Annotated in this window: 21 protein-coding genes; 8 read left to right on the plus strand and 13 right to left on the minus strand. The window is 58.8% G+C overall.

Features of this window, described 5'->3' with window-relative positions:
- Nucleotides 1-40: 40 nt before the first annotated feature.
- Nucleotides 41-1,399: a Gfo/Idh/MocA family protein gene (locus tag WBG04_RS03115; RefSeq protein ID WP_424312898.1), complete on the plus strand. Its 1,359-nt coding sequence runs from the start codon at nucleotides 41-43 to the stop codon at nucleotides 1,397-1,399.
- Between the two features lie 54 nt (nucleotides 1,400-1,453).
- On the opposite strand, the gene WBG04_RS03120 is transcribed toward WBG04_RS03115, so the two are convergent.
- Nucleotides 1,454-1,918: an NUDIX domain-containing protein gene (locus WBG04_RS03120; protein ID WP_424312899.1), complete on the minus strand. Its 465-nt coding sequence runs from the start codon at nucleotides 1,916-1,918 to the stop codon at nucleotides 1,454-1,456.
- Between the two features lie 106 nt (nucleotides 1,919-2,024).
- On the opposite strand from WBG04_RS03120, the gene WBG04_RS03125 reads away from it, so the two are divergent.
- Nucleotides 2,025-2,579: a hypothetical protein gene (locus tag WBG04_RS03125; protein ID WP_424312900.1), complete on the plus strand. Its 555-nt coding sequence runs from the start codon at nucleotides 2,025-2,027 to the stop codon at nucleotides 2,577-2,579.
- Nucleotides 2,580-2,598: 19 nt separating this feature from the next.
- Here WBG04_RS03125 and WBG04_RS03130 read toward each other — a convergent pair whose 3' ends face one another.
- On the minus strand, nucleotides 2,599-4,221 hold the full coding sequence (locus tag WBG04_RS03130; RefSeq protein ID WP_424312901.1) for a hypothetical protein: 1,623 nt from the start codon (nucleotides 4,219-4,221) through the stop codon (nucleotides 2,599-2,601).
- A gap of 75 nt (nucleotides 4,222-4,296) precedes the next feature.
- On the opposite strand from WBG04_RS03130, the gene sufT reads away from it, so the two are divergent.
- A complete protein-coding gene (gene sufT, locus WBG04_RS03135) occupies nucleotides 4,297-4,842 on the plus strand; it encodes a putative Fe-S cluster assembly protein SufT (RefSeq protein WP_424312902.1) in 546 nt (181 codons plus the stop codon).
- Nucleotides 4,843-4,856: 14 nt separating this feature from the next.
- Nucleotides 4,857-5,018: a hypothetical protein gene (locus tag WBG04_RS03140; protein WP_424312903.1), complete on the plus strand. Its 162-nt coding sequence runs from the start codon at nucleotides 4,857-4,859 to the stop codon at nucleotides 5,016-5,018.
- Nucleotides 5,019-5,132: 114 nt separating this feature from the next.
- Here the strand turns inward: WBG04_RS03140 and WBG04_RS03145 are convergent, their stop codons facing one another.
- The 4 genes from WBG04_RS03145 to WBG04_RS03160 form a co-directional block, all read right to left on the minus strand.
- The gene (locus WBG04_RS03145; RefSeq protein ID WP_424312904.1) at nucleotides 5,133-8,780 is read right to left on the minus strand and encodes a hydantoinase B/oxoprolinase family protein; all 3,648 of its coding nucleotides are present in this window, start codon (nucleotides 8,778-8,780) and stop codon (nucleotides 5,133-5,135) included.
- On the minus strand, nucleotides 8,777-9,364 hold the full coding sequence (locus WBG04_RS03150) for a hypothetical protein (protein ID WP_424312905.1): 588 nt from the start codon (nucleotides 9,362-9,364) through the stop codon (nucleotides 8,777-8,779). The genes WBG04_RS03145 and WBG04_RS03150 overlap by 4 nt, the downstream gene beginning before the upstream one ends.
- A gap of 14 nt (nucleotides 9,365-9,378) precedes the next feature.
- Complete coding sequence (locus WBG04_RS03155; protein ID WP_424312906.1) at nucleotides 9,379-10,260, minus strand: hypothetical protein; 882 nt, start codon at nucleotides 10,258-10,260, stop codon at nucleotides 9,379-9,381.
- A gap of 465 nt (nucleotides 10,261-10,725) precedes the next feature.
- Entirely contained in the window at nucleotides 10,726-12,504 is a 1,779-nt protein-coding gene (locus WBG04_RS03160; RefSeq protein ID WP_424312907.1) for a S16 family serine protease, read from the minus strand.
- Between the two features lie 27 nt (nucleotides 12,505-12,531).
- Between WBG04_RS03160 and WBG04_RS03165 the strand changes: the two genes are divergently transcribed.
- Nucleotides 12,532-12,663 (plus strand): hypothetical protein, encoded by a 132-nt coding sequence (locus WBG04_RS03165; protein WP_424312908.1) that lies wholly within the window; start codon nucleotides 12,532-12,534, stop codon nucleotides 12,661-12,663.
- A 131-nt stretch (nucleotides 12,664-12,794) separates the two neighbouring features.
- On the opposite strand, the gene def is transcribed toward WBG04_RS03165, so the two are convergent.
- The 7 genes from def to rsmA all read right to left on the minus strand — a co-directional run bounded on the left by def (nucleotide 12,795) and on the right by rsmA (nucleotide 18,118).
- Nucleotides 12,795-13,343, minus strand: a complete 549-nt coding sequence (def, locus tag WBG04_RS03170) for a peptide deformylase (protein WP_424312909.1) — start codon at nucleotides 13,341-13,343, stop codon at nucleotides 12,795-12,797.
- Complete coding sequence (locus WBG04_RS03175) at nucleotides 13,340-13,759, minus strand: ExbD/TolR family protein (RefSeq protein ID WP_424312910.1); 420 nt, start codon at nucleotides 13,757-13,759, stop codon at nucleotides 13,340-13,342. The genes def and WBG04_RS03175 overlap by 4 nt, the downstream gene beginning before the upstream one ends.
- 17 nt (nucleotides 13,760-13,776) lie before the next feature.
- On the minus strand, nucleotides 13,777-14,481 hold the full coding sequence (locus WBG04_RS03180; RefSeq protein WP_424312911.1) for a MotA/TolQ/ExbB proton channel family protein: 705 nt from the start codon (nucleotides 14,479-14,481) through the stop codon (nucleotides 13,777-13,779).
- Between the two features lie 26 nt (nucleotides 14,482-14,507).
- Nucleotides 14,508-15,641: a hypothetical protein gene (locus WBG04_RS03185; protein WP_424312912.1), complete on the minus strand. Its 1,134-nt coding sequence runs from the start codon at nucleotides 15,639-15,641 to the stop codon at nucleotides 14,508-14,510.
- Nucleotides 15,642-15,710: 69 nt separating this feature from the next.
- Nucleotides 15,711-16,118: a hypothetical protein gene (locus WBG04_RS03190; RefSeq protein ID WP_424312913.1), complete on the minus strand. Its 408-nt coding sequence runs from the start codon at nucleotides 16,116-16,118 to the stop codon at nucleotides 15,711-15,713.
- Between the two features lie 100 nt (nucleotides 16,119-16,218).
- A complete protein-coding gene (locus tag WBG04_RS03195; RefSeq protein ID WP_424312914.1) occupies nucleotides 16,219-16,671 on the minus strand; it encodes a hypothetical protein in 453 nt (150 codons plus the stop codon).
- Between the two features lie 112 nt (nucleotides 16,672-16,783).
- Entirely contained in the window at nucleotides 16,784-18,118 is a 1,335-nt protein-coding gene (gene rsmA, locus WBG04_RS03200) for a 16S rRNA (adenine(1518)-N(6)/adenine(1519)-N(6))-dimethyltransferase RsmA (RefSeq protein WP_424312915.1), read from the minus strand.
- A gap of 430 nt (nucleotides 18,119-18,548) precedes the next feature.
- On the opposite strand from rsmA, the gene WBG04_RS03205 reads away from it, so the two are divergent.
- The 3 genes from WBG04_RS03205 to metG are packed head-to-tail and all read left to right on the plus strand — an operon-like array spanning nucleotide 18,549 to nucleotide 22,213.
- Nucleotides 18,549-20,231: a SurA N-terminal domain-containing protein gene (locus WBG04_RS03205; protein ID WP_424312916.1), complete on the plus strand. Its 1,683-nt coding sequence runs from the start codon at nucleotides 18,549-18,551 to the stop codon at nucleotides 20,229-20,231.
- An 8-nt stretch (nucleotides 20,232-20,239) separates the two neighbouring features.
- Nucleotides 20,240-20,575 (plus strand): tetratricopeptide repeat protein, encoded by a 336-nt coding sequence (locus WBG04_RS03210; RefSeq protein WP_424312917.1) that lies wholly within the window; start codon nucleotides 20,240-20,242, stop codon nucleotides 20,573-20,575.
- 60 nt (nucleotides 20,576-20,635) lie between these two features.
- On the plus strand, nucleotides 20,636-22,213 hold the full coding sequence (gene metG, locus WBG04_RS03215) for a methionine--tRNA ligase (protein WP_424312918.1): 1,578 nt from the start codon (nucleotides 20,636-20,638) through the stop codon (nucleotides 22,211-22,213).
- The last annotated feature ends 8 nt before the right edge of the window (nucleotides 22,214-22,221 follow it).

Consider the following 22,221-nt stretch of genomic DNA (forward strand, 5'->3'; position numbering starts at 1 on the left):
TGCCACCTCGCCTCAGATGGGCAATTTTATGCAAACCATCATGACTTCTCTATCCCGACGCCGCTTTCTTCAATCGTCCGCTCTACTCGCCAGCAGCACTTGGGCACCCAATCTTCTGCTCGGCGAAGACAAACCCCTTTCACAGCTCAACATCGCCGCCATCGGTTGTGGTGGCAAAGGCCGGAGTGACATTTCCGAGATCTCGCCGGGCAATCGGATGATCGCACTTTGCGATGTGGATCACCAGCGCGCCGGGGATGCCTTCAACAGTTATCCGGATGCCAGGCAGTTCTTCGACTACCGCGAAATGTTCGCCGAAATGGCGGACCAAATCGACGTGGTCACGGTCTCGACACCCGACCACATGCACTTCCCAATTGCCGTCGAAGCCATTCGCCACGGCAAACCACTCATGGTTCAGAAACCACTGACGAATAACATCTGGGAAACCCGACAGCTCGGCGAGTATGCCAGGAAAAAGGGTGTGCTGACCGTGATGGGAAATCAGGGAGCCACTACTTCCGGCACCCGACTGCTCCGTGAGTGGATCGAAGCCGGCCTGATCGGTGATGTAACCGAAGTCCACTACTGGACCAACCGGCCAATCTGGCCGCAGGGCCCAGGCCTCGAGTTTCCCAGCGAGCCGGTTCCCGACTACCTCAAGTGGGATTTGTGGCAAGGCAGCGTCGCCACCGACCGACCCTACAGCCCGCGCATCCACCCCTTCGCCTGGCGCGGCTTCTGGGACTACGGCTGCGGCGCGCTCGGCGACATCGGCTGCCATAGTTTCAACTCCGCCTTTTGGGCCCTCGATCTCAATGGTGACTTTGTCGTCGAAGCCAGCAAGGTCTCACCCTTCGACGAAAACATCGCGCCCAAGCGCTCGACCATCACCTATGATTTCCCGGCAAAAGGCGATCGGGCAGCGGTCAAGATCATCTGGCAGGACGGTGTTGGAGACCCGAACACCGACAAGGAGTTCCTCCGCCCACCGGGCATCCCGAAGGACCTCAAGCTGCCCTCAGATTTCGGTCAGGTGTTCGTCGGAACCGAAGGCGTCATTTACGTTCCCGACGCCTACTGCTCGGCGACACCACAGGCCTTCCCGAAGGAACTGATGACCAAAGCACGGAAGATCGAGCGCGTCTATCCACGTGTCATCGGCGGGCCGACTCAGGAACTTTGCCAAGCCGTCCGCGGTGATGGACCTGCACCAGTTTCGAACTTTGTCGACCATGCCGGACCACTCACGGAAATGGTCCTTGTTGGAAATCTCGCCGTCCGTCTCGGCAAGAAGATCGACTGGGACTCTGACCAGATGAAGGCACGAGGACTCCCCGAAGTGGACGCCTATCTGAAACGCAAATACCGCGCCGGCTGGGAACCCGAACTGGTCTGAGAACGCCGGGCTCGATCCGCAGATGCACCGAAACTCTCGGGCACTGCGGAAGACCTAAAGTGGCACTCCAAAAAAGTCATTCAGCACGTCGCGATACACGTCGCGCTTGAATGACGGCAGCCAGTCGAGGTCAAACTCATCCGGCAGGATCCAGCGGTACCCGGAAAACTCACGCGGCTCCCGGCTCACGTCAATCTTCGCCTCGTTCGACTTGAGTCGGCACAGGAAGTAAACCTGCTCCTGCCCCTGGCAGCCGTGTTTGCGTGCCTTCTTGCGGCGCACTTCCTCAGGGTAGAGATAGCGATATCCTTCCCGTTGATCGATGACATCGTATTCCTTCGGCTTCAGACCGACCTCCTCCCTCACCTCACGGTAGAGGGCTTCAAGCGGCGTTTCACCCGCGTCCACACCACCTTGCGGAAACTGCCAGGCACCAGGAATCGTCCATCGCTCACAAATGAGCAATTGGCCTTCTCCACGGGTAATCAGGGCGGCGACATTCGGACGGAAACGAACCACGGCGGAATGGTAGGCATTTTCAGTGCCATTCTCAATCATTAACTTTACTGAACCATTACAATCACGCGCTGGTCAGACCCTGATTCGTGGTGTTTGATTCCTCATCATGAAATCCATCACCGCCATTTTCGCGCTCGTCGCTCTCCTCGTCGCCATTCCTGCTCAAGCCCAACAGAATGGTGGCAATACGAACAACCCGAACGAAACTGGAAATGAGGAAACCACCGCGACGGAAAGCGACGGTCCTCGGCGCTTTTGGCAGGCAAGTCTGCCAAGCGGACACTACATGGTCGCACTCGACCGAATTTCCAACATCAGCATGCACGAATACCTGCTCGATGGCCAACTGATCATCAATGAAGTGACCGTTGATACCACGGGTCGTGCCCTCGCCCGATTCTATCACATCGCTCCCCTCTCAGAGGCGGGAGGGCGGGACGAAATCACACGCGTGGTGGATCGGGGTCGGGAACTGCTCGACCGCGCCGGACAGAAAGCCGGAACCGACGCCCACAACATGGCGCAGAAGACCTACCCAACGACCACCCATGCCGGGACCATCGAATTTCGGATCCTCGACAAACGTGATCTCTCCGCCCTTTACGGCAGCCTAAGAAAGGCGTGGGAAAGCGGCAAGGGCCGCAAGCTGACCATCAAATAATCAAGGGGGCAACTCAGGCTTACTCCGGCTCCTCCTTGGGCTCCGGAGCCACGGGTTCGGCTTTCCCCCGGATCGAATCAAAGAGGGACCCGACCCCCTTCGCGACATCCTCCGCCTGACGAATCACGTCATTTGCTTGGTCAAGAGAGGTGCCGTCCCCGTCGAAGAGCAGCTTCCCGGCATCCAGCAAGTCGTTCCCCTGCTCAAGCACCGCCTTCCCGTCCTCAAGGGCCGAATCCATATCCCCGGATACGACCTGACGGGTGAAGCGAAGCACCTTGTCCCCGGTTTCAGGAAGGAGTTCGAACATCCGCTCACCAGCTGCATCGATCAGACGGTCGGTGAGATCCTCCTTCGGATCGTCAAGCGTCCCGGTGATTCTCAAAGGCGTCCACAGCAATCCCCTTTCCCCGGGAAGAAAAACCTTCGTCTCGGCCCCGGGAATCCTGGCCAGCGTCCCCGGAGCGAGACCCAGCCTGAAACGCCCGTCGATCCGCTCATCAGGATCCATTCTCAGCATGCCTTCAAGACGAACCAATCCATCACTCCCGAGCTCAAGGTTCGAAACCGTCAAACTACCATCCTTCCAGTAGTAATCCGTCCGCGCATCGTTCAACGAGAGCCTCCTGAAACGCGGATTGCCACCGTAGGCGGCCAGATGATCCAGCACGGGCAGGGCCGTCAGGGTACCATTGAGCACTTCGAGCGAACCATCGATCGTCAAACCACTTCCCGAGTCACCGACGGAAAACTCGGACTCGATCCTCCCCTCAAGCCGCTGCTTCCAGTCTTCCGGCAGCACCTCCGCCGCCATCACATCGCGCAATCGTCCACCGAAGGCGAATCCTTCACCTGTCAGCGAGGCTTCTCCCACGAGTGCCAGCCGTCCGGATTCGTAAACGGAGAATTCGGAATCCGTCAAATAGACCCTCAGATCCTGATACCGCATCCGAGCCTGACGCAGCTCCAATGGCGGCACCTGATCCCATGGCAGTCGCACCTGACCGCCGTTGGCCTCGACTTGATAACTCTGATTGGAAACCTCGGGACGTACGGTCCAGCGGGTTCCCCCAAAGACCGCTCTTCCCGCCTTGAGTTTGACTTCAAGAGACGAGCGGACCACCTCCAGATCAGTCAGGACCACCTCGCTCGGGAGTAGCTCCGAATACCAGGCGGAACGTTTCTCGATCACCTCGACCGACCGCGGCGTTCCCTCGATTTCCCCCGGCAAGGGCTCGACCTTGGCCTCGGCACTCAAGTCGAGAACCACCTCCAGATGATTCAGCCTCGCCCCACTCACCTGAACCACCCCCGAACTGACTTTTCCGAGGCCAATACCGAGATTCATCCCGTCCGCATGCAACTCCTCGACCAATCCCTCGCCCATCGCGTCAAAGGACTCGGTGCTGACCGAAGTCCCGTCCCAGCGGAATTTCCCGAACTCCGACTTGGCGCCAAGTCCCTCACCTGCCGCATTCGACAGCATCACACGGAAGTCCTCGCTGTGCAGCCAGGACCGCAACCACAAGTAGCCTCCCGCCATCGCCATGACGACCACGGCGGCCAGCACCAACAGTCCTCGAATCCACCAGGATTTGCCCGTCTTCGCCACCCCACGGCGGCGTCTTGCTCTGCGACTCATGCCCGACAGCATGCTCGATTCTGAGTTCGCCGCAAGCCGCTTGCACCGCAGCCGCTCCAGACTACACTGCCACCCATGCAAGAGGAAATCAAACTCGCCCGCGACGTCGAGGCCATCCAGATCCCCAGTGGCGACACCCTGACCCTGCCGGTCGGGACACCTGTTTTCATCACCCAACGCCTCGGAGGCACCTTCACCGTTGCCACTTCGGGCGGTCTCGCCCGCATTTCATCGAAGGACGCCGACGCCCTCGGAATTGACCTTGAGGAGCACAAGGAGAAACAGGCTGAAGCCGAACGCCTCAAGGATGCCCCGGTCGAAGAACAGGTCTGGGCGCAACTCAAGGAAGTCTACGACCCCGAGATCCCCGTCGACATCGTCAACCTCGGCCTCGTCTACGATTGCGCGATCAATGAGGAGGACGGAAAGAAGACCGTCGCCATCAAGATGACCCTCACCGCCCCCGGTTGTGGCATGGGCCCGGCAATCGCCGCCGATGCCCAGTCGAAGATCATGACCATCGACGGCATCGAAGACGCCCAGGTCGAACTCGTCTGGGACCCTGCCTGGAATCAGGACATGATCTCCGAGGAAGGAAAAATGAAGTTGGGAATGGTCTGAGCCAGGGAACCACCATGCCAAAAACCCGGATCTTCACCCTGGCCGCCCTTGGCATGGTCTTGATGGCGGTCCTGCTGGCATCCTTCAACTACCTCCTCGCGGCCCTGATCGTCCTCGCAAGCGTGGTCATTGGCGGCATCGCTTTGGCCATCACTGCCTGGCGGTCGGGCATCTGACGAAGATGGATGCCGTTGATCTGCCGACGAAGAGGAAGACTCCATGGAAGCGATGGCTCGCCGATTGGCCTGCCTTCGCCGAGCAACAGCAGCAGCTTCTCCTGAAAGAAGGCTTCAGCCTTGAGGAAATTCAGGAGCTTTATGGCTCGGCTCTCCCCAAGCCCCGCCCCCCGGCGTCTCAATGATCACGCGCTCTCCACGTTGAGCCAAGTAAGTCGTCGACGGACTCAATCGCTCGGAAACCCCATTGGCTTTGATCCGGATCTGCCTGCCCGGGCTCCCGTCTCCTCCTTTTTCAATTCCACGGGACCTCGTCGTCCGGCGCTGGGTCAGGAAGGAAACGGTCAAGGGCGCGAGGAATTCCAGCTCACGGATGATCCCGTCGCCTCCGTGAAACTCTCCTTCGCCACCCGATCCCCTGCGGATTTCATGCCGCCATACCCGCACCGGATAGCGGTGTTCGACCACTTCAGGATCGGTGAGCGCGGTATTCGTCATGTGGACATGCCGTCCGCTGGCACCGGCAAATCCGGGACCCGCACCACTGCCACCCGCAAGAGTTTCATAATAACCGAAATCCTCGTTCCCAAAGAGGAAGTTGTTCATCGTCCCCGGCCCGTTGGCTGCCAAACCAAAGGCCTCTAACAGAATATCAGTCACACGCTGGCTGACCTCGACATTCCCCCCGACCACCGCCGGAGCCTTCATCGGATCGGCATAGAACTTCGGATTGAGAAATCCCGGAGGAATGACGATCTCGATCGCTTCCAGCAGCCCCTCATTCAAAGGCACATCATCATCCAACCAAAGACGCAGCACGTAGAGCGTCACACTCCGGATGATCGCCGGGGTGGCATTCAGGTTCCGCGGATGGACCGCACCGCTCCCGCTGAAATCGATCCGGGCCCGGCCATTGCAGACCTCGACCGTCACGACCAGCGGAGTCCCGTCGTCAAGCTCGGTCGAAACCCTCCGCCCCATCCTCCGATCCCCCAGCTTGCGCTTCATCAGCACTGCCGAGTGGTCGATGATCCGCGCAAGCTGCGCGCGCACCAGCCCGGATCCATGCTGCTGCGCCAAGCTCCTGATCATCTCACGCCCCATATGGCAGGAGGCCAACTGCGCCTCCACATCCGCCAGATTGTCGGCGGGTCGCCGCGAAGGATAGACCGCCCCTCTCAGCAAGCCTTCCAAAGTGTCCCACTGCGGCTCGCCATTCCTTACAAGCAGCATCGGCGCAATCACCACCCCTTCCTCCGCCAAACAACGCGCATCCGCCGGCATCGAACCCGGTGCCTTACCCCCCAGTTCGGCATGGTGCGCGCGATTCGCCACATAGCCTAACAGCACTCCCTCCTCATCGTGAATCGGTGCAATCAGCGTGACATCCGGCAAATGAGATCCGCCTGCACCGGGATGGTTGGTGATCGCCACATCGCCAGGCCCCATTTCAAGGCGAGCCCGCGTCTCTCGAACACAAACGCCCAAGGCCCCAAGATGCACCGGAACATGCGGCGCGCTGGCTACCAAACGACCATCGACATCCAGCAGCGCACAGGAAAAATCCAGGCGCTCCTTCACATTCGTCGATAGCGCCGTGCGCCTCAGTGCCTCGCCCATGGCCGACAGGATCCCTTCGAAGCGACTCCGGAAAAGCCCGGCGATCACCGCCGGGGAAACCTCCGAAATTTCCTCCGTCAATGATTCCGTCCTTTCAATCAGAAGTGTCCCACGCGAGCCATCACGAATCGACCATCCCGCCGGCACCACACAGGTGGAAAACCGATCCTGCAACAAAGTCGGGCCCGGTTTGGCATCTTCGGCAAAACTTTCCTCCTCCAGAGGCGTCGCCCGATCCTCGGCAATGACCCGTAGACTCACCACCTCGATCTCCTTCGCCGCCGATGGCGAGTAGCCGAAGATCCGGCGATAGGCCTCCCCGAAATCCTCACGCAGACCCGCATCACCACGGTCATCGACTTCCACATCAATCGTTGAATCCTGTCCCATCAACCGCAGCCCCGCGATCCGGCGCACGCTCGGCTGCGCGACCCCCAAAGCCGTCGACGTTTCATCGACCATTTCCTTCCAAACATCATCCAGCTTACAGCCAGTCAACGGCTCAAGCATTTGTCTAACAGACTGCTCCTGACGTAAAGCACGCTCCAAACCCCAGGCACTGAGCAAGCCCGCATCCGCAGGTACAAGCACCTTCGATACTCCCAACCTCTCGGCTATCGCACAGGCATGCTGAGGTCCGGCACCGCCGAAAGCGAGCAGCGCGTGATCCTCGATCGCCACCCCTTCACTCACACTCACCGAGCGAATCGCCTCGGCCATCTTTTCCACCGCAATCGCCCGAATACCCGAGAGCAAGGTGCCCTCATCTTCCACCAACTCGCCCTCGACACGCATCGCTGCGACCAGCTCCTCAAATCGCAATCGCGCTGCCGCTTCATCCAGGGGAATCCCCGCTTTTCCGGCATCCATCAGGCCGAGCAGCAAATTGACATCTGTTAGCGTCAATGGACCACCCCTGCCATAGCACGCCGGTCCCGGATCGGACCCGGCGCTTTCCGGTCCAACCTTCAACTGACCATCATGCCAGCGACAAATCGAACCACCACCCGCCGCCACCGTCTCAATCTTCAGGCTCGGGGCCACCACCCGCGCCGGACCGATCTGCTGTTCCTCGCGATAGGAAAATGGACCGTCGATCCTCGCGACATCCGTGCTGGTCCCGCCCATGTCGAAGGTGATCAGCTTGGGAAATCCCGCCGCCCTTCCCAACTCCGCGGCACCGATCAATCCTCCCGCCGGACCTGACAACAACGAGTCTTTCGGATGATAGCGATCAGCAGGCATCAGCCCCCCGGCACTGGTCATCAACCATGGATTCGATCCGCCCAGCGGCTCGCTTACCCGTTCAATAAAGTGCCGCATCACCGGCGCAAGAAACGCATCGCTCACCGCCGTCTCGGCCCGAGGCAGCAGCCGGATCATCGGTGCGACCTTTGAAGAAAGGGTCACCTGCTCGAAGCCTTCCTCCCTCAACCATCGTCCTACCAATTGCTCATGCTCCGGCGATTTCCAGGAGTGCATCAGTGCTACCGCCGCCGTCGTCATCCCCTCGCCAAGCACCTCACGCGCCGAGGCTCTCACCCCGGCCTCATCAAGCGCCAGCAACTCCGAGCCATCCTCCGCCAAGCGTCCACCAATGCCGATTACCCGCTCAGCCAGCGGCTCACACAGCGGCTGCTTCAGCGAAAAAAGAGCATCGCGCCGCTGATCACGAATCACTAACAAATCCTCAAATCCCCGAGTCACAAAAAGAGCCAGCCTCGCCCCTTTCCGCTCCAGCAAAGCATTCGTTCCGCGAGTCGTCGCCACCCGGAAGTCCATCAGCGGAAAATCATCTCCCGCCGGCGTCCCCGTCAGCCATCGCGCCGCCACCACCGGCGCTTCCTCACCGCCATCGAGTTCCAGAATCCCAGCTTCGACACCACCCTCGATCCGCAATTGCCGATCCCGGTGTTCGATCACCACCGCTCCATGCTCCGAACGCCAGCCGACCAGCAGACCATCCGGGACTTCATCCTCCAAGCGCCACCAGCCCTCGTCATCCTGTGAAATCCGGACCCGCATCCGGCCGTCGGAAAGCACCTTGCAGCGTCGTTCCTCGCCCTCAGGCGTCAGACACCAGGCATCCGTGAAGGTTCCACCCGTATCGACCCGGATCTTCCAGCACATCTCGGAGCTCATGCCGCCACTCCGATCTCACCCAGCCGCTTCCTGATCTGCGCAAGCACCGTGTCGAACGCCATCCCTTCGAGATCCGGCGAACTACTAGAAGTCACGTAGCGTGGCACCGAGCCCGTTGGAACACCAAGCCAGGCATCCAGCTTGGCCGGTTCAAACTCACGGTGCTGGTCGGCCCGGTGATACTGCAGCGCCATCGGAATCGACCTGAGTTCGTAACCATTCCTCTGGACGTTGTCGGAAACCCGCAACAGGGCTTCCCAAGCCTCTTTCAGTCGCGCAGGAGCCACGTCCATGACGAAGATGACCCCGTCGATTTCCCGAACAAGCAACTCTTCTGCTGCATTGTAAGGCACCTTGCCGTGCAGCGTCACCAGTGAGACGTGCAGGACACGGCCATTTCCCAGGAAATCATAGTCGGTCCAGGTGGCGCGATGCACCCGCAGATCCCCGATCTCGTGTTCGCGAGGCGGCACCGCTCCATAGCGCTCGGCGACACCCTTGAGTATCGAAAGCTTGCCGGAATCCGGAGCACCGGCGATCGCCACCTTCACGAAATACTCGCGACCATCGGAAGACCGCCTCATCTCCTAAATCGTGATCACATCTTGCCGAGTTCGCGGGCGGCGATGATCAGCGTTTCGCGCACGCCGGGAGCGAAACTTCCGTCGGTCTGAACCGCCAGCAGCACCGAACCCTCACGGATGAATTCAATTGGGGCGTTGTTGCACTGGAGCTGGACCTTCCCACCACCAAAATCGAGGTTGGCGAGAACCCGCTTGATGCCGTCGATCATGCCGATATCCGCGCTGGCGACGCGACCGAGGTGGCGAATGCCGGGAAGACCACGCGAGCGCTGCAGGATTTCGCTTTCACTGAGTTCGCGATCCACACCGAAGATGGCACGCAGTTCCAACTGGCGAATCGATGTCGAATCCGACTCCTCGGATGAAGTCGCCGTCGCCGCTGGAGTTGCAGCAGGTGCAGGAGCCGGCTCAGGAGTCGCAGCAAGAGGCGGCGGGGTGCTGGCAGGAGTTGAAGGTGGCCCACCTGCGGCAGCAGCCACCGCGGCGGCCACCGCGTCGGACGGCCCGCTGGTCTTTGCTTCGCTGAAGGGAGATGCCGCAGCAGGCTCTGATTTCGCGGTATCCGCCACGGCGAATGGCGAATCCTTGCTGGCGGCTGGCGATGGAGAGCCCTCGAAAGGAGAGCCGCCAAAGCCCGCGACCGGTGGCTCGTAGCCGAAGGGTGATTTGCTATCGCCCGTCGAAAACGGCTCATTGCGCTTGTCGGGCGAATTTCCCGCACCACCGGGTGTCAAACGGGTCGCCTCGTCATCATCCATTGAAAAGGGCGACTTGCTGCTCTCCGGAGAGGACGCAAAGGGGCTCTCCGCAGCATCATCGATGGCGAAAGGGCTGCGGGCAGGCGGCTCCGAAGCAAATCCTTCCTTCGGTTCGAAAATTCCTTTGTCTTTACTCATTGATCCAGAGAGGTCGTTGTTGGGGAGGTCATTCGCGGGGTTGGCTGGAGTTACGTTAATCTACGTGAAAAGTCTAGCCTCCAAAATCAACAAATTCACCATTCCGCCGCCAATCACCTGAGTTTCCGCTTCAAACTCAGCTTCGTCGCCCGTGAGACGCGGTCGACGAAGAGCACGCTGTTCAGCTTTCTTAGCAGGCGTAGCCTGCGTCAGATCGATGAAATACGCGGACCAGACTTTCCGAAATCAATCGCTGGATGGCTCGATCCACGGCTTCATCGCGCCAAATCCCGGACAGCCCGGCACCACTGCCACCACCACTGTCCTCGTGATGATCGTGCTGGCAGCTCGACCAAGATTACTCAGCGACTCCACCCGTGTCTCCACCCCGACGCCAATCCGCCCGAGCAGTCACCGACCTTGCCGCTTCGAATTTCCCAGAAAAGCACGGCCTCTGATTCCCTTCTATTCGCTCAACTTCTTTATGAGTTCGACCAGATCTCTCTCAAGTTCGAGATTCAGTTTCCTGACCACCTCAAATAGCCTGGCGAGCTCTCTGGCCTCCTTGTCAGTGGGAGTCACCCTCTTAGCGTACACTTTCTTGTTGTACACCTGGTATTCTTCAGATGCGTTGATCATTTCCACGAGAGCAGTGTGCAAATCATGCGTATCGGCATCCAGCAGCGGCTTGACTTCCTTCATTTTCCGCCTTGTTTCCCCAATTTCCTCCAAAGAATAGCGGTCCATCCTCTGGGCTGGGTTTTTCGGCAGCAGCTCGTTCAAGCTACTCGATTTGGTGAAAATCTCCTCAGTTGACTTGTGAAGGCTCAGTATCTTTGGAGCCTCTCCCTTCAAACTCTTGCGAAGCGCCTGGGCAGACAGATTATTGGGCATGAGCTCGATGAGTTCATTCAACTCCGCCAAATACTCCGCCCTACGAGTTTGCTCGTAGTTGCTCTTCAGCTCCCTCTGGAGTTTTGCCAACCTTCCGAGCCCTTCCTCGAGTCCTTCAGTTCGGTCGGTTCTCACGATCTCGAGCGCTTCCTCCAAATTGCTCGCAGAAAAGATACTTACTTCCAGAAGCGGATCAACAGAATGAAGCACAACCAAATCATCTACGTTACTCGCGTTCTCTTCCGGAATAATAACAATTTCCAGATCCGATGAAATGGCCCCCATAACCTTCTCCACAACTCCTCCAATCTTTCGCGTCTTCCAGTCGACCGTCACATCGCCAGTCACCCCGACCTTGTCATCCACCTCGAATTCGTCGAACAGGGCGAGCAGGAGAATAGCAAAAGCCAATCCGATCGAACCACCATCCTTGGGAGTGTATTTATCTGAAAAACTGAATTCAATTTTCGACCCACTCGGCACAACGGGATACCGCACATTCTTCACCCGGATCGCCTCTTCAATCGCAACCATCATCTCCCTTCCGATCTCAGCTCCATCCTTAATTCGCCAAATCGCATTGTCCTGGCCAGTCGAACCAATCGTCCCAATGACTTCAAGAGTGCTTCCCAGCATACTTCCGTCCAGATGATTTGAGACGACCAGAGCATTGACACTCGCCAGATCCTTTGTCGCTTCCTTTGGCTTGTTTCGGAAGGCCGGGTGGACTCCTCTCTGGATCCGGGGACCGTCATCCCCGGCGACCCCACCAAGGTCGATGGCATCCCAGGACACCTCCCCATGCTTCTTCCCAAAAATACTGGTCTCGTAAATGAGATCTTCATTTCCTCGATCCGCTCGAAGGGCGATCGACATCAGGTATCCGGCCAGCCTGATCTCATCTTCTTGACCTCCACTGAGCAGCTTCTTCGCATACTTGATGCAATTGGAAGAAAGCGGGATGGGACGTTCGACTGGCTTATACGCCTTGCGCTTCAAAATTGAGTCGGCCACGATCGCTTCCCGATTCTCCGGATCGAGAAGGAAGGCCAAACTCAGAGCTCGATAACAGAACTCATTTTCCGGCGCTTCATATTTTGTGAAATTGCGACACTGCTCGGCCAGATTCGTTGCCAAAAGGGCCCTTTCTTCGAGGCTTAGTCCCACCGAGTCGATGTCGATCTTGAACAGACCCGGAGCAGGCTCCCGGTAGTCTTGAGCCCACAGGCATGCACAACACAACCAGAACGAAAACATCGCTGAAAATATTCTCATCGCACTCATCCGAGTCAGAAGCCCGTACTGCAGGTTGACGGCTTTTTCGAACCAAGGAAACGCGATATCGCCCATGGAGAAATGCTGCCAATCGAAGGAAATATGAAAAGCCTCGATTCACACAAAATCGCCACCACTGGAGATCCTTCATCCCTCCGAGGAAAGGCGGATGCCAGACAAGACCAAGGCGCGATGATCAAACGAGTCGTGCTTCCTGCCGAGGTGAAGAACTGATGTGCTGCCTGAAAATGGAATCTAAAGCCCGCCCGGGACAGCGCAGGATTGGGCAGACGCCTGAGCTTGGCACTTTAGAAATGAGCAGTTCACAAGTCAAAAGTGGACCACTGTGCACGAGAACCTTCAATTCACCCTTCCGCCGCCAAACGCCGGAGTTTCCGCTTCAAACTCAGCTTCGTCGCCGGTGAGACGCGGTCGACGAAGAGCACGCCGTTCAGGTGATCGGTCTCATGCTGAATCGCCCGCGCGAGCAGTCCATCGGTCTCGATTTCAAGGGTCGAACCATCGATCTGTGGCAGGCTGGCCTTCAGGCTGATCGGACGATTCACATCGGCCCTCACGTCACGAATGCTCAGGCAGCCCTCCGTATCCTTCTCCCGCTCCGCGCCCAGATCCAGCTCCGGGTTGATGAAAACCAGCGGCATGATCGAGGAGAGTTCCGCCTTCTCGCCGTTCACCTTCAGAAAACTGATGCACTCCGGATCGTGTGAGACATCGACCACGGCCAAGCGCAGCGCGACGCCGACTTGAGGTGCGGCAAGTCCGACCCCCTCGGCGTCGTACATTGTCTCCAGCATGTCCGCCACCAGCTTGTTCAGCTCGTCATCAATCTTCTCGACCGGTTTGCAGCGCTCGCGCAACACGGGGTGACCATATTGGACAATGTCTAAAATCATTCGGAGGACGGGGTTTCAGCCGGCAACTGGATGCGGGCCGGGACGTCCTTAACTTCAATCCCCGCACGGGTCAACGCATCCCAAATCCCCATCAATTTCTCCAAGGAGACTTCCTTGTCGGGCTCCAGCTCGAGCTTGCGATTCGGATTCTCTTTCACGAAGGCCTCAAGATACGCATCGAGCAAGGTGAGATCCGGCACCGTGAGATTGTCGAGTCGGATGGTCCCGTCCCGATCAATCGCCAGCACCGAACGCTCGTCGACGATCGTTTGCGAAGGCACATCACGCACCGTCGGCAGTTCGATCTTGAGCACTTCGCGCTTCTTCTTGAACTCCGAAGAAACGATGAAGAAAATCAGCACGATGAAGAGGATGTCGATCAAGGAAACGATCGGCACCTGTCGCGTGCGTTGCATGGGACGGTCGAATTCCATCAGCCTTTGGGTGCCAGAACAGGTGATCCACTTTCAGGTCGTGCCGTGCGTTCGCAAACGTGCGCGAGCTTCGTCAGCAGCACTTCGAGCCGTGCCGCGAGCATGTCGATCCGTCGTTGGAAATAGCCATGCGCGATGATCGCGGGCACCGCGATGGCCAGCCCCACGATCGTCGTCTTCAAGGCACGTCCGATTCCGAGTGCGATCGTCACCCGGTCGGCTTCCGCTTCCAGACCGGAGAAGACCACGACCAATCCCGAGGCGGTTCCCAGCAAGCCGAGCAAGGGAGCCACGGCGATCACCACATCAATAACGGTCATTCCCGCCTGCAGGTGGACGATTTCCTGTCTCGCCGTGGCCTGCACCGCTTCAGCAATCTCCGACTGTGGTCTCCCCCGCTGACCTACAGAGATCGCGCAGAGTCGAGCCAAAGCGCTCTGCCCTCGTTCGAACTCCGCCAGCACTGGTTCCGCACCACCGTTGGCAATCGTTTCCTCAAAGCGTTCCACCTTGCCCGCCAGCTCATCGGGGATCACGCGACTCCGGGTGAGCGACAGGAACTTGAACAGAATCGCGGTCAGTCCGGCCACTGAAGTCAGTGCCAGCAACAGCATGAAGACCCCGCCCTCTTTAAAGAAGAGCGTGGTGTGTTCGAACCAGCCTGGTGCGGCATCGGCCAGAATGAGGGAAACGGTTTCGGTCATGATGGAAAGTCGGGCCTTAGTAAGAGTTAGAAAATGAAGTTGTAAAGCAACTCAAGCGGTTCGCCATCGAGTTCGCGCTTCACCTCGGCGGGCATCGCCGGCAAGGGAGCATCGTAAATCGCACTGTGTGTAAAACCTTTCTGGATCGCCCCGATCCCGAACTCATCGACCGTCCCCACCGAGCGCACCTTGCCTTTCGGATCAAGCACGACCCTCACCCGGATCACCCCCGGTTTGATGTAGTCGAGGTTCTGCACCACCTTGCGCTGCCACGACTGCTCAATCGCTCGACTAATCGCCGCGTGGTACTTCCCGAGAGCGCCGGCCTTGATGTCGAGCGCGGCGCGACCACCTCGTGTAATGGAACCCTTCAGCTCGGTCTTGCGCTGGTGTCCTCTGAAACCCTGATCGCCCGCGGAAGACGCCTGAGCCTCCTTGAGCTTCTCGGCGACCTCCTCTTTCTTCTCCGTTTTCTCAGCCGTTTCCCGAATCTCTTCCGGTGCCGACTTCGGCTCTTCCTCCGTCTTCATCGGCAGCACCGGTCGTTCCACAGGAAAAGGCGTCTCTGCCAAAGTCTCAGCCGGTGGCGCGGGATCATCCTCCCTCGCCACCATCTCGTTGGTTCCTCCGATTTCCGCCTCTTCAGTCGCCACCGCCTCCACCTGCTCGGCCTGTTCCCTCATCAAAGGCGAAGGTGCCTCACCCGGAGCGCCTTCACGATCGTGAGCGAGATCCCCGTCCTGGTAATTGCTCTCGGTCGTTTCCACCTCGCCATACTCGGGCTTGATCCCACTCTGGCTCGGCATCTCCGGCGCGCTCGCATCGGGCGTCGCATCACTGGTCGCCATCGTATCCCGCTCGCCGATGAACGAAGGATTCTCGGGAGCCTCGGACGCCTGATCTGGACTCGACCGAGCAAAGGACCTCGCGCTTTCTGGCTCAGGTTCAAGCTCGGGAACCGGTTCCGCCGCCGGCATTACCGGCACAATCATGACCGAGCGAGCCTCGGGTTTTGCCGGAGTGGGAGGCGTTCTATGAACAAGCAGCGGCTCGATTTCGAAATAAATCACGACGAGCAGGATATTCAGCACGACCGACGCCAGCACCGCCGACAACCAAAGTCGGGCGTCGCTTCGTTCAATGGCGGCGGGAGGATTCATCCTTGGAATGGGCGAGACCATCCACCCTAACCGCAGCACCTGCAATACGAGATATTCTGTGAGTTCGGCCTACCATCCGGCGGCCTGATCGGGAAGATGCCCACCGGTTTCGGCCAACGAGCATTTCATGTACAGGGAACCTCGAGGCGGCACCTCGTTTCCGCCGAAGGAATAGAGGCCTCCGGAAGGACACTTCGGAGTCTTTTCGATGTATTTCCCTTCACCGAAAATCAGGAAAGCCAGTCCCGGCACCTCATCCCCTTCTTCCCGACCGTGGAGATTCGCGAAACCTCGCACCGCCTGCTGGACCTGCTGCTGGCTCAAGACACACAAAGTCCGATCCGATCCCTCCTTCCAGCGGCGCGATGAAACAAAGAGAATCGACACCAGGGAAAGGAGCACCAGTAGCACCAGCGCACTTTCGATCAAAGTGATCCCCGGGAGAAAGCCCGAGGGCCTGGCAGTCGCGCGTTTCATGCTTCAACGAATCAGCTCGAATCTTAACTAAACTTAAGTATCTATCAACCCTCGATTCGAAAACCTGCCTCCATCCTCCAACAACTCCGCGAAGAAACCATTACCAGCCGATAATATCCTCGGGCACGTGATTCAAGGTCGGCTCGAACGAACAAGTCATGTAGAGCGTTCCCAGATCTGGAATTTGATCCCCCCCCAAGGTGTAGGTCCCGCTGGCGGGACAAACAGGCAGTTCGACAAAAAAATTCCCAGCGCCCACCACCTTCGCCTCAAGACCCGACACCGTTTCTCCGGGCCCAAGACCTGACATGTTCGCGAATCCCCGGACTCCCTTCTGGACCGCCTGAATGTTGGCGATGCAAATCGCGCGGTCCGATCCTTGAAGCCACGCTCGCGCCGTCGTCAGAAGAAGGGTCGCCAAAAGAACAAGCGCGAAAATGATGACCGACATCTCCACGAGACTCAGGCCAAGGCTACGACGGGATCGAAAAGGGCGCGCGAGCTCCAATCTCCGACAAGGTCGGAGCTTCCCGGCGCGCATGAATGTTTTCATGGCTGAATTCAGGTTGATTGTTGCCGGGGAAGCCTTTTCAAAATAGGCACCCCGAAAGCTCGGACAAGCAGAAACTTCAGACTATCAAGCTCGCTTAAGCATCGAAACGGGCTCAATCCCTTCCGCGAGCAGCCTTCCAGCATTCCATGAAGCCGCTCGCAAAATCTTCAGGGCAACGTTCGATCCAGGCATCGATCTCGGCAGCAGGCATCCACATTACCGACTCCACTTCAGAATAGGGAAACTTCGGCGTCCCATCCCAGCGCACCATATAAAGCCGAACGTGCTCCCACCCGGTCGCTTCGCTGGGACCCAGCCGGGCAATTTCCTCAGGCTCGACCCCTTCAATGCCCATCTCCTCCTCCATCTCCCGGCGGGCCGCGTCGAAGTAGTCCTCCCCGGCATCCAGATGACCCGAAACGCTGGAATCCCAAACGCCCGGATGCGCATCCTTGAGCCGGGAACGCTTCTGCAGCAACAGATCCCCGCGCCGATTGATCGCGAAAAGATGCACCGCTCGATGGAGCAGGCCCTTCGCATGCACCTCGGCCCGGGTCGAGGTCCCAGTCACCTGATCCTCCGCATCCACCACATCAAACAACTCCCCGCCTTTCTGAGGCACGTCCTTGAGCGGATGAAGATCGTAGGCGCGTGTCACCGCGACCCATTGCTGCAGCGTCAGTTCCTCCCCCCTCACCTGCGCTGAAAGCCCGAGTTTCTCCGCCACCCCGCACCATGCCGGATCAGCCGGAAGCTGCTTGCCCAATTGCTTGCGACGCTGGGAAAAACCGCGGCGGATCAGCTCGTCGAAACGCCTCCCGTCAAACAGAGGAAGCTCGTCTCGCAAAGGCTCCAAGACCGCCACCGATGAATCAATCTTTGGCTGAGGGTGAAAAGCTTGAGGCGGCACCACTTTGAGAGGAAGCACCTTCCACCCACTCTGAATCCGTAAGCTAAGAATCCCGTAATCCTTGGTCCCCGGCCCTGCTCCCAAGCGATCGATCACCTCCTTCTGCAGCATGATCACCGCCCGCTCGAAGGGATGCGGCCTCGTCAGAAAATTGCGCATGATCGCGCCGCCGGACGAATAGGGAAGATTGCCCAAAAACTTCAGCGGGCGATGCTTCCACAGCACCCGAGGATCAAATCTCGCCCCGTCCGCATGGTGAATCTCAACGCTCGGCTCGTCCTTGAAGTGTTCCTTCAACCACGCCACCAAACGGGAATCGAACTCGATCAAAATCAGCCGTCTCACTTTCCCCAGCAGCATCGAGGTCAAGGCACCCGTCCCCGGCCCCACTTCCACCACCGCATCGCCCTCCTCGACCTCCAATTGATCGGTGATCCAACGACACACGTTCGGATCGACCAGAAAATTCTGACCCAGCTGCCGATTCGGCCGCACTCCCGCCTCTTCAAGCGCCTCGCGGATTTCGCGTCCCGTCACGCCGACAAACCACACGTTTCCCGGCGATCCCCGCAAGCTCCCAATGACGCTTTCTCAAGAATTCTTCCAAATTCTTTGAACAAAGCCCCTCCGCACAGGTCAGACTCTTTTGAAAGCAGCGCGAAAGTGCAGTTTTCATGTAAGGGTGAACAGCAGTTGTCAACTTTCTCGGCTTTCGGGTCGTTTGGGTGGACAGCTTCGCCGTCGGGGAGTGGGTGCTCCTCGGCGGCATTTTTTTGCCCGAATCCAAGCTTCTCCGGTCGTCAGAATCAGGACCACCGGCGAATTCATCCGGCCAATCGGCAGCCGCGCCCGAAACGCCTCGACCCGCCGTCGGACGAGACACCCCAATTCTTGCGCGAATAAGGGTTGATGGAGACCTTGCGGCTCCCTTTACTTCCGCGCCCGCGAGCAAGCGGGCTGTCTTTTCATGATCGAGAACATCCGCAAATACACCGGCCTCATCATCGTCGTCATCGTTGTCCTCGTCCTTGGCTTCATCTTCATGGATACCAGCGGACTGTTCACACAACGAGCAGGCGGTGGAGGCGACTTCATTCAGATCGACGGGCGCAACTACTCCCAGTCCGACTTCAACAAGCTCGGGAAAAACCCCATGAACCTCGCCCAGAGCATCCGCAGCTTTGACGAGAATGGCATCGAGATCATGCAGTTCACCAGCACCCTGATGTCGGGTGCCCAGACCGAAGAAGCCGCCGCCCAGAACTTCTTCGCCTCGCGCATGATCCTTCAGGAAGCTTTCGACCAGTTCGGTGTCCATCCGTCTCAGGCAGAAATCGAGGCATTCATCAAAGGGCTCTCAAGCTTCCAGGTCCGTCCCGCCCCCGGATCCCCACCGGGATCCACCACCGGGGAGTTCGATCAGGTCGCCTACAACAACTTCATCGATAACTTCATCGGTCGACTCGGGCTCAAGGAAAGCGATCTGCAGGCGCTCGTGAGGGACGTCATCGCCACCGGCAAGCTGCGCAACATCATCGGAGATGGCCTGACCGTCAGCCGCGATTTCGCCGAAACCACTTCAATCGTCAACGCCCAGCAAGTTGAAGTCAGCGTCGTGTCCTTCGAAACCAAGCCCTTCAAGGAAGCCATCAAGCCGACCGACGAAGAACTCAAGTCCTTCTGGGACGAAGTGAAGGACGGCTACATGACCGACCAACGCATCAAGGTCAGCTACTTCATCGCCGCACCCACCTACCCGGAGCCTGCACCCGAAGAGAAAGTCGAAGAAGACAAGGAGCAGACCGAAGAAGAGAAGCAAGCCGCTGCCGACGCCAAGGCTGCGAAGGAAGCCGAAGAGATCGAAGCCAAAGCGGCTGCCGACAAGCAACTCGCCATCGAAGTCGACAGCTTCCTCAATACCCTCACCGATGCCGACGGCGCCAACTTTGACACCCTCATCGAGGAAAGCGATTGGGAGCTCGTCACCACCGACTGGTTCACCCGCTCGACCCTGCCCGAAGCTCTCAAGATCCAGCCGCGTGCCACATCCGCCGGCAAGTCGGTCGTCGATCAGCTCTTCGCTCTCACCACTGGACCCGATGCCCTCGCACCTTTCTCCAAGGCCATCGCCGTCGGAGAAAACCAATGGCTCCTCGCCCGCCTCGACGAACTCGAAGAACCCCGCGTCAAGACCTTCGAAGAAGCAAAGGAGGAGATCACCCAGCGCTACATCGACGAAAAGGCCGACGAAGTCCTCAAGGAACATATCGAGGCCGAGATCACGGCACTCAAGGAATTAATGGCTGACGGCAAAACCTTCACCGAAGCCGCCAAAGTGGAAGGTCTGAGCGTGACCGACCTGGGTCCCTTTGGCCCCTCAGACACCCTCAGCGACGGCTTCACGGCGAGTGAATTATTCACCCCCGCCTCAACGGTCAATCCGGGTGAAATCGCCAAGCCGATCTACACCGCGGACCGCGCCATCATTCTCTGCGTCAATAAGCGCCTGATCATCAAGGACGACAATCGCGGACAGCAGATCGACGCCGCCATGAACCGGCTGGCCACCGACAATGCCAACCGCGCCTTCGACGCCTGGCTGACCCAGCAACTCAAGAACGCCGAGGTTCGCGACCTCACCAAAAGCTGATCACTCCGATGTCCGAACGTGACGATCTCTTCGACGACGCCAATGGAGCCCTCGCGCTCGGCGAACTTGAAGAGGCCGCCGGGCTCTATCGCCGCTGTGTCGAAATCGATCCCGACTTCTTCGATGGCTGGCACGCCCTCGGCATGGCACTGCTCAAGCTCGACGAGTATAAGGAAGCCATCGGCTGCGGCCTGAAATCCGTTACCCTTCGTCCCAACGACCTTCTCGCCTGGACCTCCCTCTCGCAGATGTATGTCCGCGACGGCAACATCCCCGAAGCCGAAGCCGCCAAAGCAAACGCCCGGATCCTTTCACTCGGCGGCAAGGTCGTCCGCGACGCCTGACCCCGCCGACATCGCCTTTCAGTATTTCAGCGTTTCAGCTTTCAGCTTTTTTAACAAGCCATGCTCATCACCACCGCCATCGACTACACCAACGGCGCACCCCACATCGGGCATGCCTATGAAAAGGTCCTCGCCGACGTCCTCGCCCGCTATGAGCGCGTTCTCGGAGCCGAGGTCTTTTACCTGACGGGGGTCGACCAGCATGGCCAGAAGGTTCAGCAGACCGCAGAAAAGGAAGGCATCAACCCCGCCACCTTTGCCGCCAAGAAGACCAAGCTTTTCCTCAACCTGTGGAAAAAACTCGGCCTCCAATACGACGGCTGGGCCGCCACCACCGACGAGCGCCACAAGGCCTGCGTCCAGGCGATCCTTCAGGACCTCTTCGACCGCGGCCAGATCTACAAAAAGCAATACAAGGGCTACTACTCTGTTCGCCAGGAACAGTTCATCACCGACAAGGAACGTGGTGAGGACGGCGAATTCGGTGCCGAGTGGGGTCAGGTCGAGGAGCGCGACGAAGAGAACTACTACTTCAAGCTCACCGAGCACAGCGACTGGCTGAAAAACTACGTTTCCAGTACCGAAGACTGCGTCGTCCCCTCTTTCCGCCGGAACGAACTCATCGGAGCCCTCGACCGCGCCGGCGAACAGGACCTCTGCATCTCACGCCCGAAGGAGCGGCTTCGCTGGGGCATCGAACTGCCCTTCGACACCGCCTTCGTCACCTACGTCTGGTTCGATGCCCTGATCAACTACATCTCCTTCGCCGGCTACAAGGCCGTCGCCGATTCAGGGCTTCCCGATTTCTCAAAGCTCTGGCCCCAGCCCGGCGGCAACACTGCCCGCCCCTTGCACATCATCGGCAAGGACATCCTCGTTCCCGCCCACGGCGTTTACTGGCCCTGCATGCTTCACGCCATCGGCTTCACCGACGAGCAGATCCCGCAAATCCTTGTCCACGGCTGGTGGAACATCAGCGGCGAAAAAATGTCAAAATCCCTCGGCAACGTCGTCGATCCCGACGAGCTCGCCGACAAGTTCGGCGTCGATGCCCTGCGCTACTACCTCGTCCGCGACATCACCATCGGCCGCGACTCCGATTTCGATCTCGAGCGGCTCGTGATGCTCTACAATCAGGAGCTCGCCAACGAACTCGGCAACCTCTGCAACCGCGCCCTCAACATGACGGGTCGCTTTTGCAATAGCACCGTCACCACCAACCACGAGCCCACGCCGACCGACCTCGAGCTGCGCGAATCCCTCGTCAACGCCACCGCGGCCTACCGCACGGCGATGGATGCCTACGACACCGCAGCCGCCCTGAAAGCGATCAACGCCCACGTCTCCCACTGCAATGCCTACACCGAGCAGAATGCTCCGTGGGCCCTCGCCAAGGATCCCGAGCAAAAGCAGCGTCTGGAAACGGTCCTCGCCCATCTCGTCGAAAGCCTCGCCCAACTCACACTGCTCCTCTCCCCCTTCCTTCCCGAGCCTGCAGCGCGACTCGCCAACCAGCTCCGCCTCGACAGCCTGCTCGACATGAAACTTGACCAACTCGAGTGGGGCCTGATCCCCGACGGCCACCAGACCGGCAAACCGAAGCCGGTCTTTCCAAGAATCGTCATCGAAGAGGAGTAGGGACACGG

The sequence above is a fragment of the Haloferula sp. genome, assembly GCF_049672945.1.
In the GTDB taxonomy this organism is placed as follows: domain Bacteria; phylum Verrucomicrobiota; class Verrucomicrobiia; order Verrucomicrobiales; family Akkermansiaceae; genus Haloferula.

What these genes read in the sequence shown, in the direction of transcription:
- WBG04_RS03115 (WP_424312898.1), top strand. Translation starts at nt 41, where the DNA reads ATGACTTCTCTATCCCGACGCCGCTTTCTTCAATCGTCCGCTCTACTC.
- WBG04_RS03210 (WP_424312917.1), top strand. Translation starts at nt 20,240, where the DNA reads ATGTCCGAACGTGACGATCTCTTCGACGACGCCAATGGAGCCCTCGCG.
- WBG04_RS03155 (WP_424312906.1), bottom strand. Translation starts at nt 10,260, where the DNA reads ATGAGTAAAGACAAAGGAATTTTCGAACCGAAGGAAGGATTTGCTTCG.
- WBG04_RS03190 (WP_424312913.1), bottom strand. Translation starts at nt 16,118, where the DNA reads ATGAAACGCGCGACTGCCAGGCCCTCGGGCTTTCTCCCGGGGATCACT.
- WBG04_RS03125 (WP_424312900.1), top strand. Translation starts at nt 2,025, where the DNA reads ATGAAATCCATCACCGCCATTTTCGCGCTCGTCGCTCTCCTCGTCGCC.
- WBG04_RS03165 (WP_424312908.1), top strand. Translation starts at nt 12,532, where the DNA reads ATGAAAAGCCTCGATTCACACAAAATCGCCACCACTGGAGATCCTTCA.
- WBG04_RS03175 (WP_424312910.1), bottom strand. Translation starts at nt 13,759, where the DNA reads ATGCAACGCACGCGACAGGTGCCGATCGTTTCCTTGATCGACATCCTC.
- WBG04_RS03160 (WP_424312907.1), bottom strand. Translation starts at nt 12,504, where the DNA reads ATGGGCGATATCGCGTTTCCTTGGTTCGAAAAAGCCGTCAACCTGCAG.
- WBG04_RS03145 (WP_424312904.1), bottom strand. Translation starts at nt 8,780, where the DNA reads ATGAGCTCCGAGATGTGCTGGAAGATCCGGGTCGATACGGGTGGAACC.
- WBG04_RS03195 (WP_424312914.1), bottom strand. Translation starts at nt 16,671, where the DNA reads ATGAAAACATTCATGCGCGCCGGGAAGCTCCGACCTTGTCGGAGATTG.
- sufT (WP_424312902.1), top strand. Translation starts at nt 4,297, where the DNA reads ATGCAAGAGGAAATCAAACTCGCCCGCGACGTCGAGGCCATCCAGATC.
- WBG04_RS03180 (WP_424312911.1), bottom strand. Translation starts at nt 14,481, where the DNA reads ATGACCGAAACCGTTTCCCTCATTCTGGCCGATGCCGCACCAGGCTGG.
- WBG04_RS03185 (WP_424312912.1), bottom strand. Translation starts at nt 15,641, where the DNA reads ATGAATCCTCCCGCCGCCATTGAACGAAGCGACGCCCGACTTTGGTTG.
- WBG04_RS03140 (WP_424312903.1), top strand. Translation starts at nt 4,857, where the DNA reads ATGCCAAAAACCCGGATCTTCACCCTGGCCGCCCTTGGCATGGTCTTG.
- def (WP_424312909.1), bottom strand. Translation starts at nt 13,343, where the DNA reads ATGATTTTAGACATTGTCCAATATGGTCACCCCGTGTTGCGCGAGCGC.
- metG (WP_424312918.1), top strand. Translation starts at nt 20,636, where the DNA reads ATGCTCATCACCACCGCCATCGACTACACCAACGGCGCACCCCACATC.
- WBG04_RS03205 (WP_424312916.1), top strand. Translation starts at nt 18,549, where the DNA reads ATGATCGAGAACATCCGCAAATACACCGGCCTCATCATCGTCGTCATC.
- WBG04_RS03150 (WP_424312905.1), bottom strand. Translation starts at nt 9,364, where the DNA reads ATGAGGCGGTCTTCCGATGGTCGCGAGTATTTCGTGAAGGTGGCGATC.
- WBG04_RS03130 (WP_424312901.1), bottom strand. Translation starts at nt 4,221, where the DNA reads ATGAGTCGCAGAGCAAGACGCCGCCGTGGGGTGGCGAAGACGGGCAAA.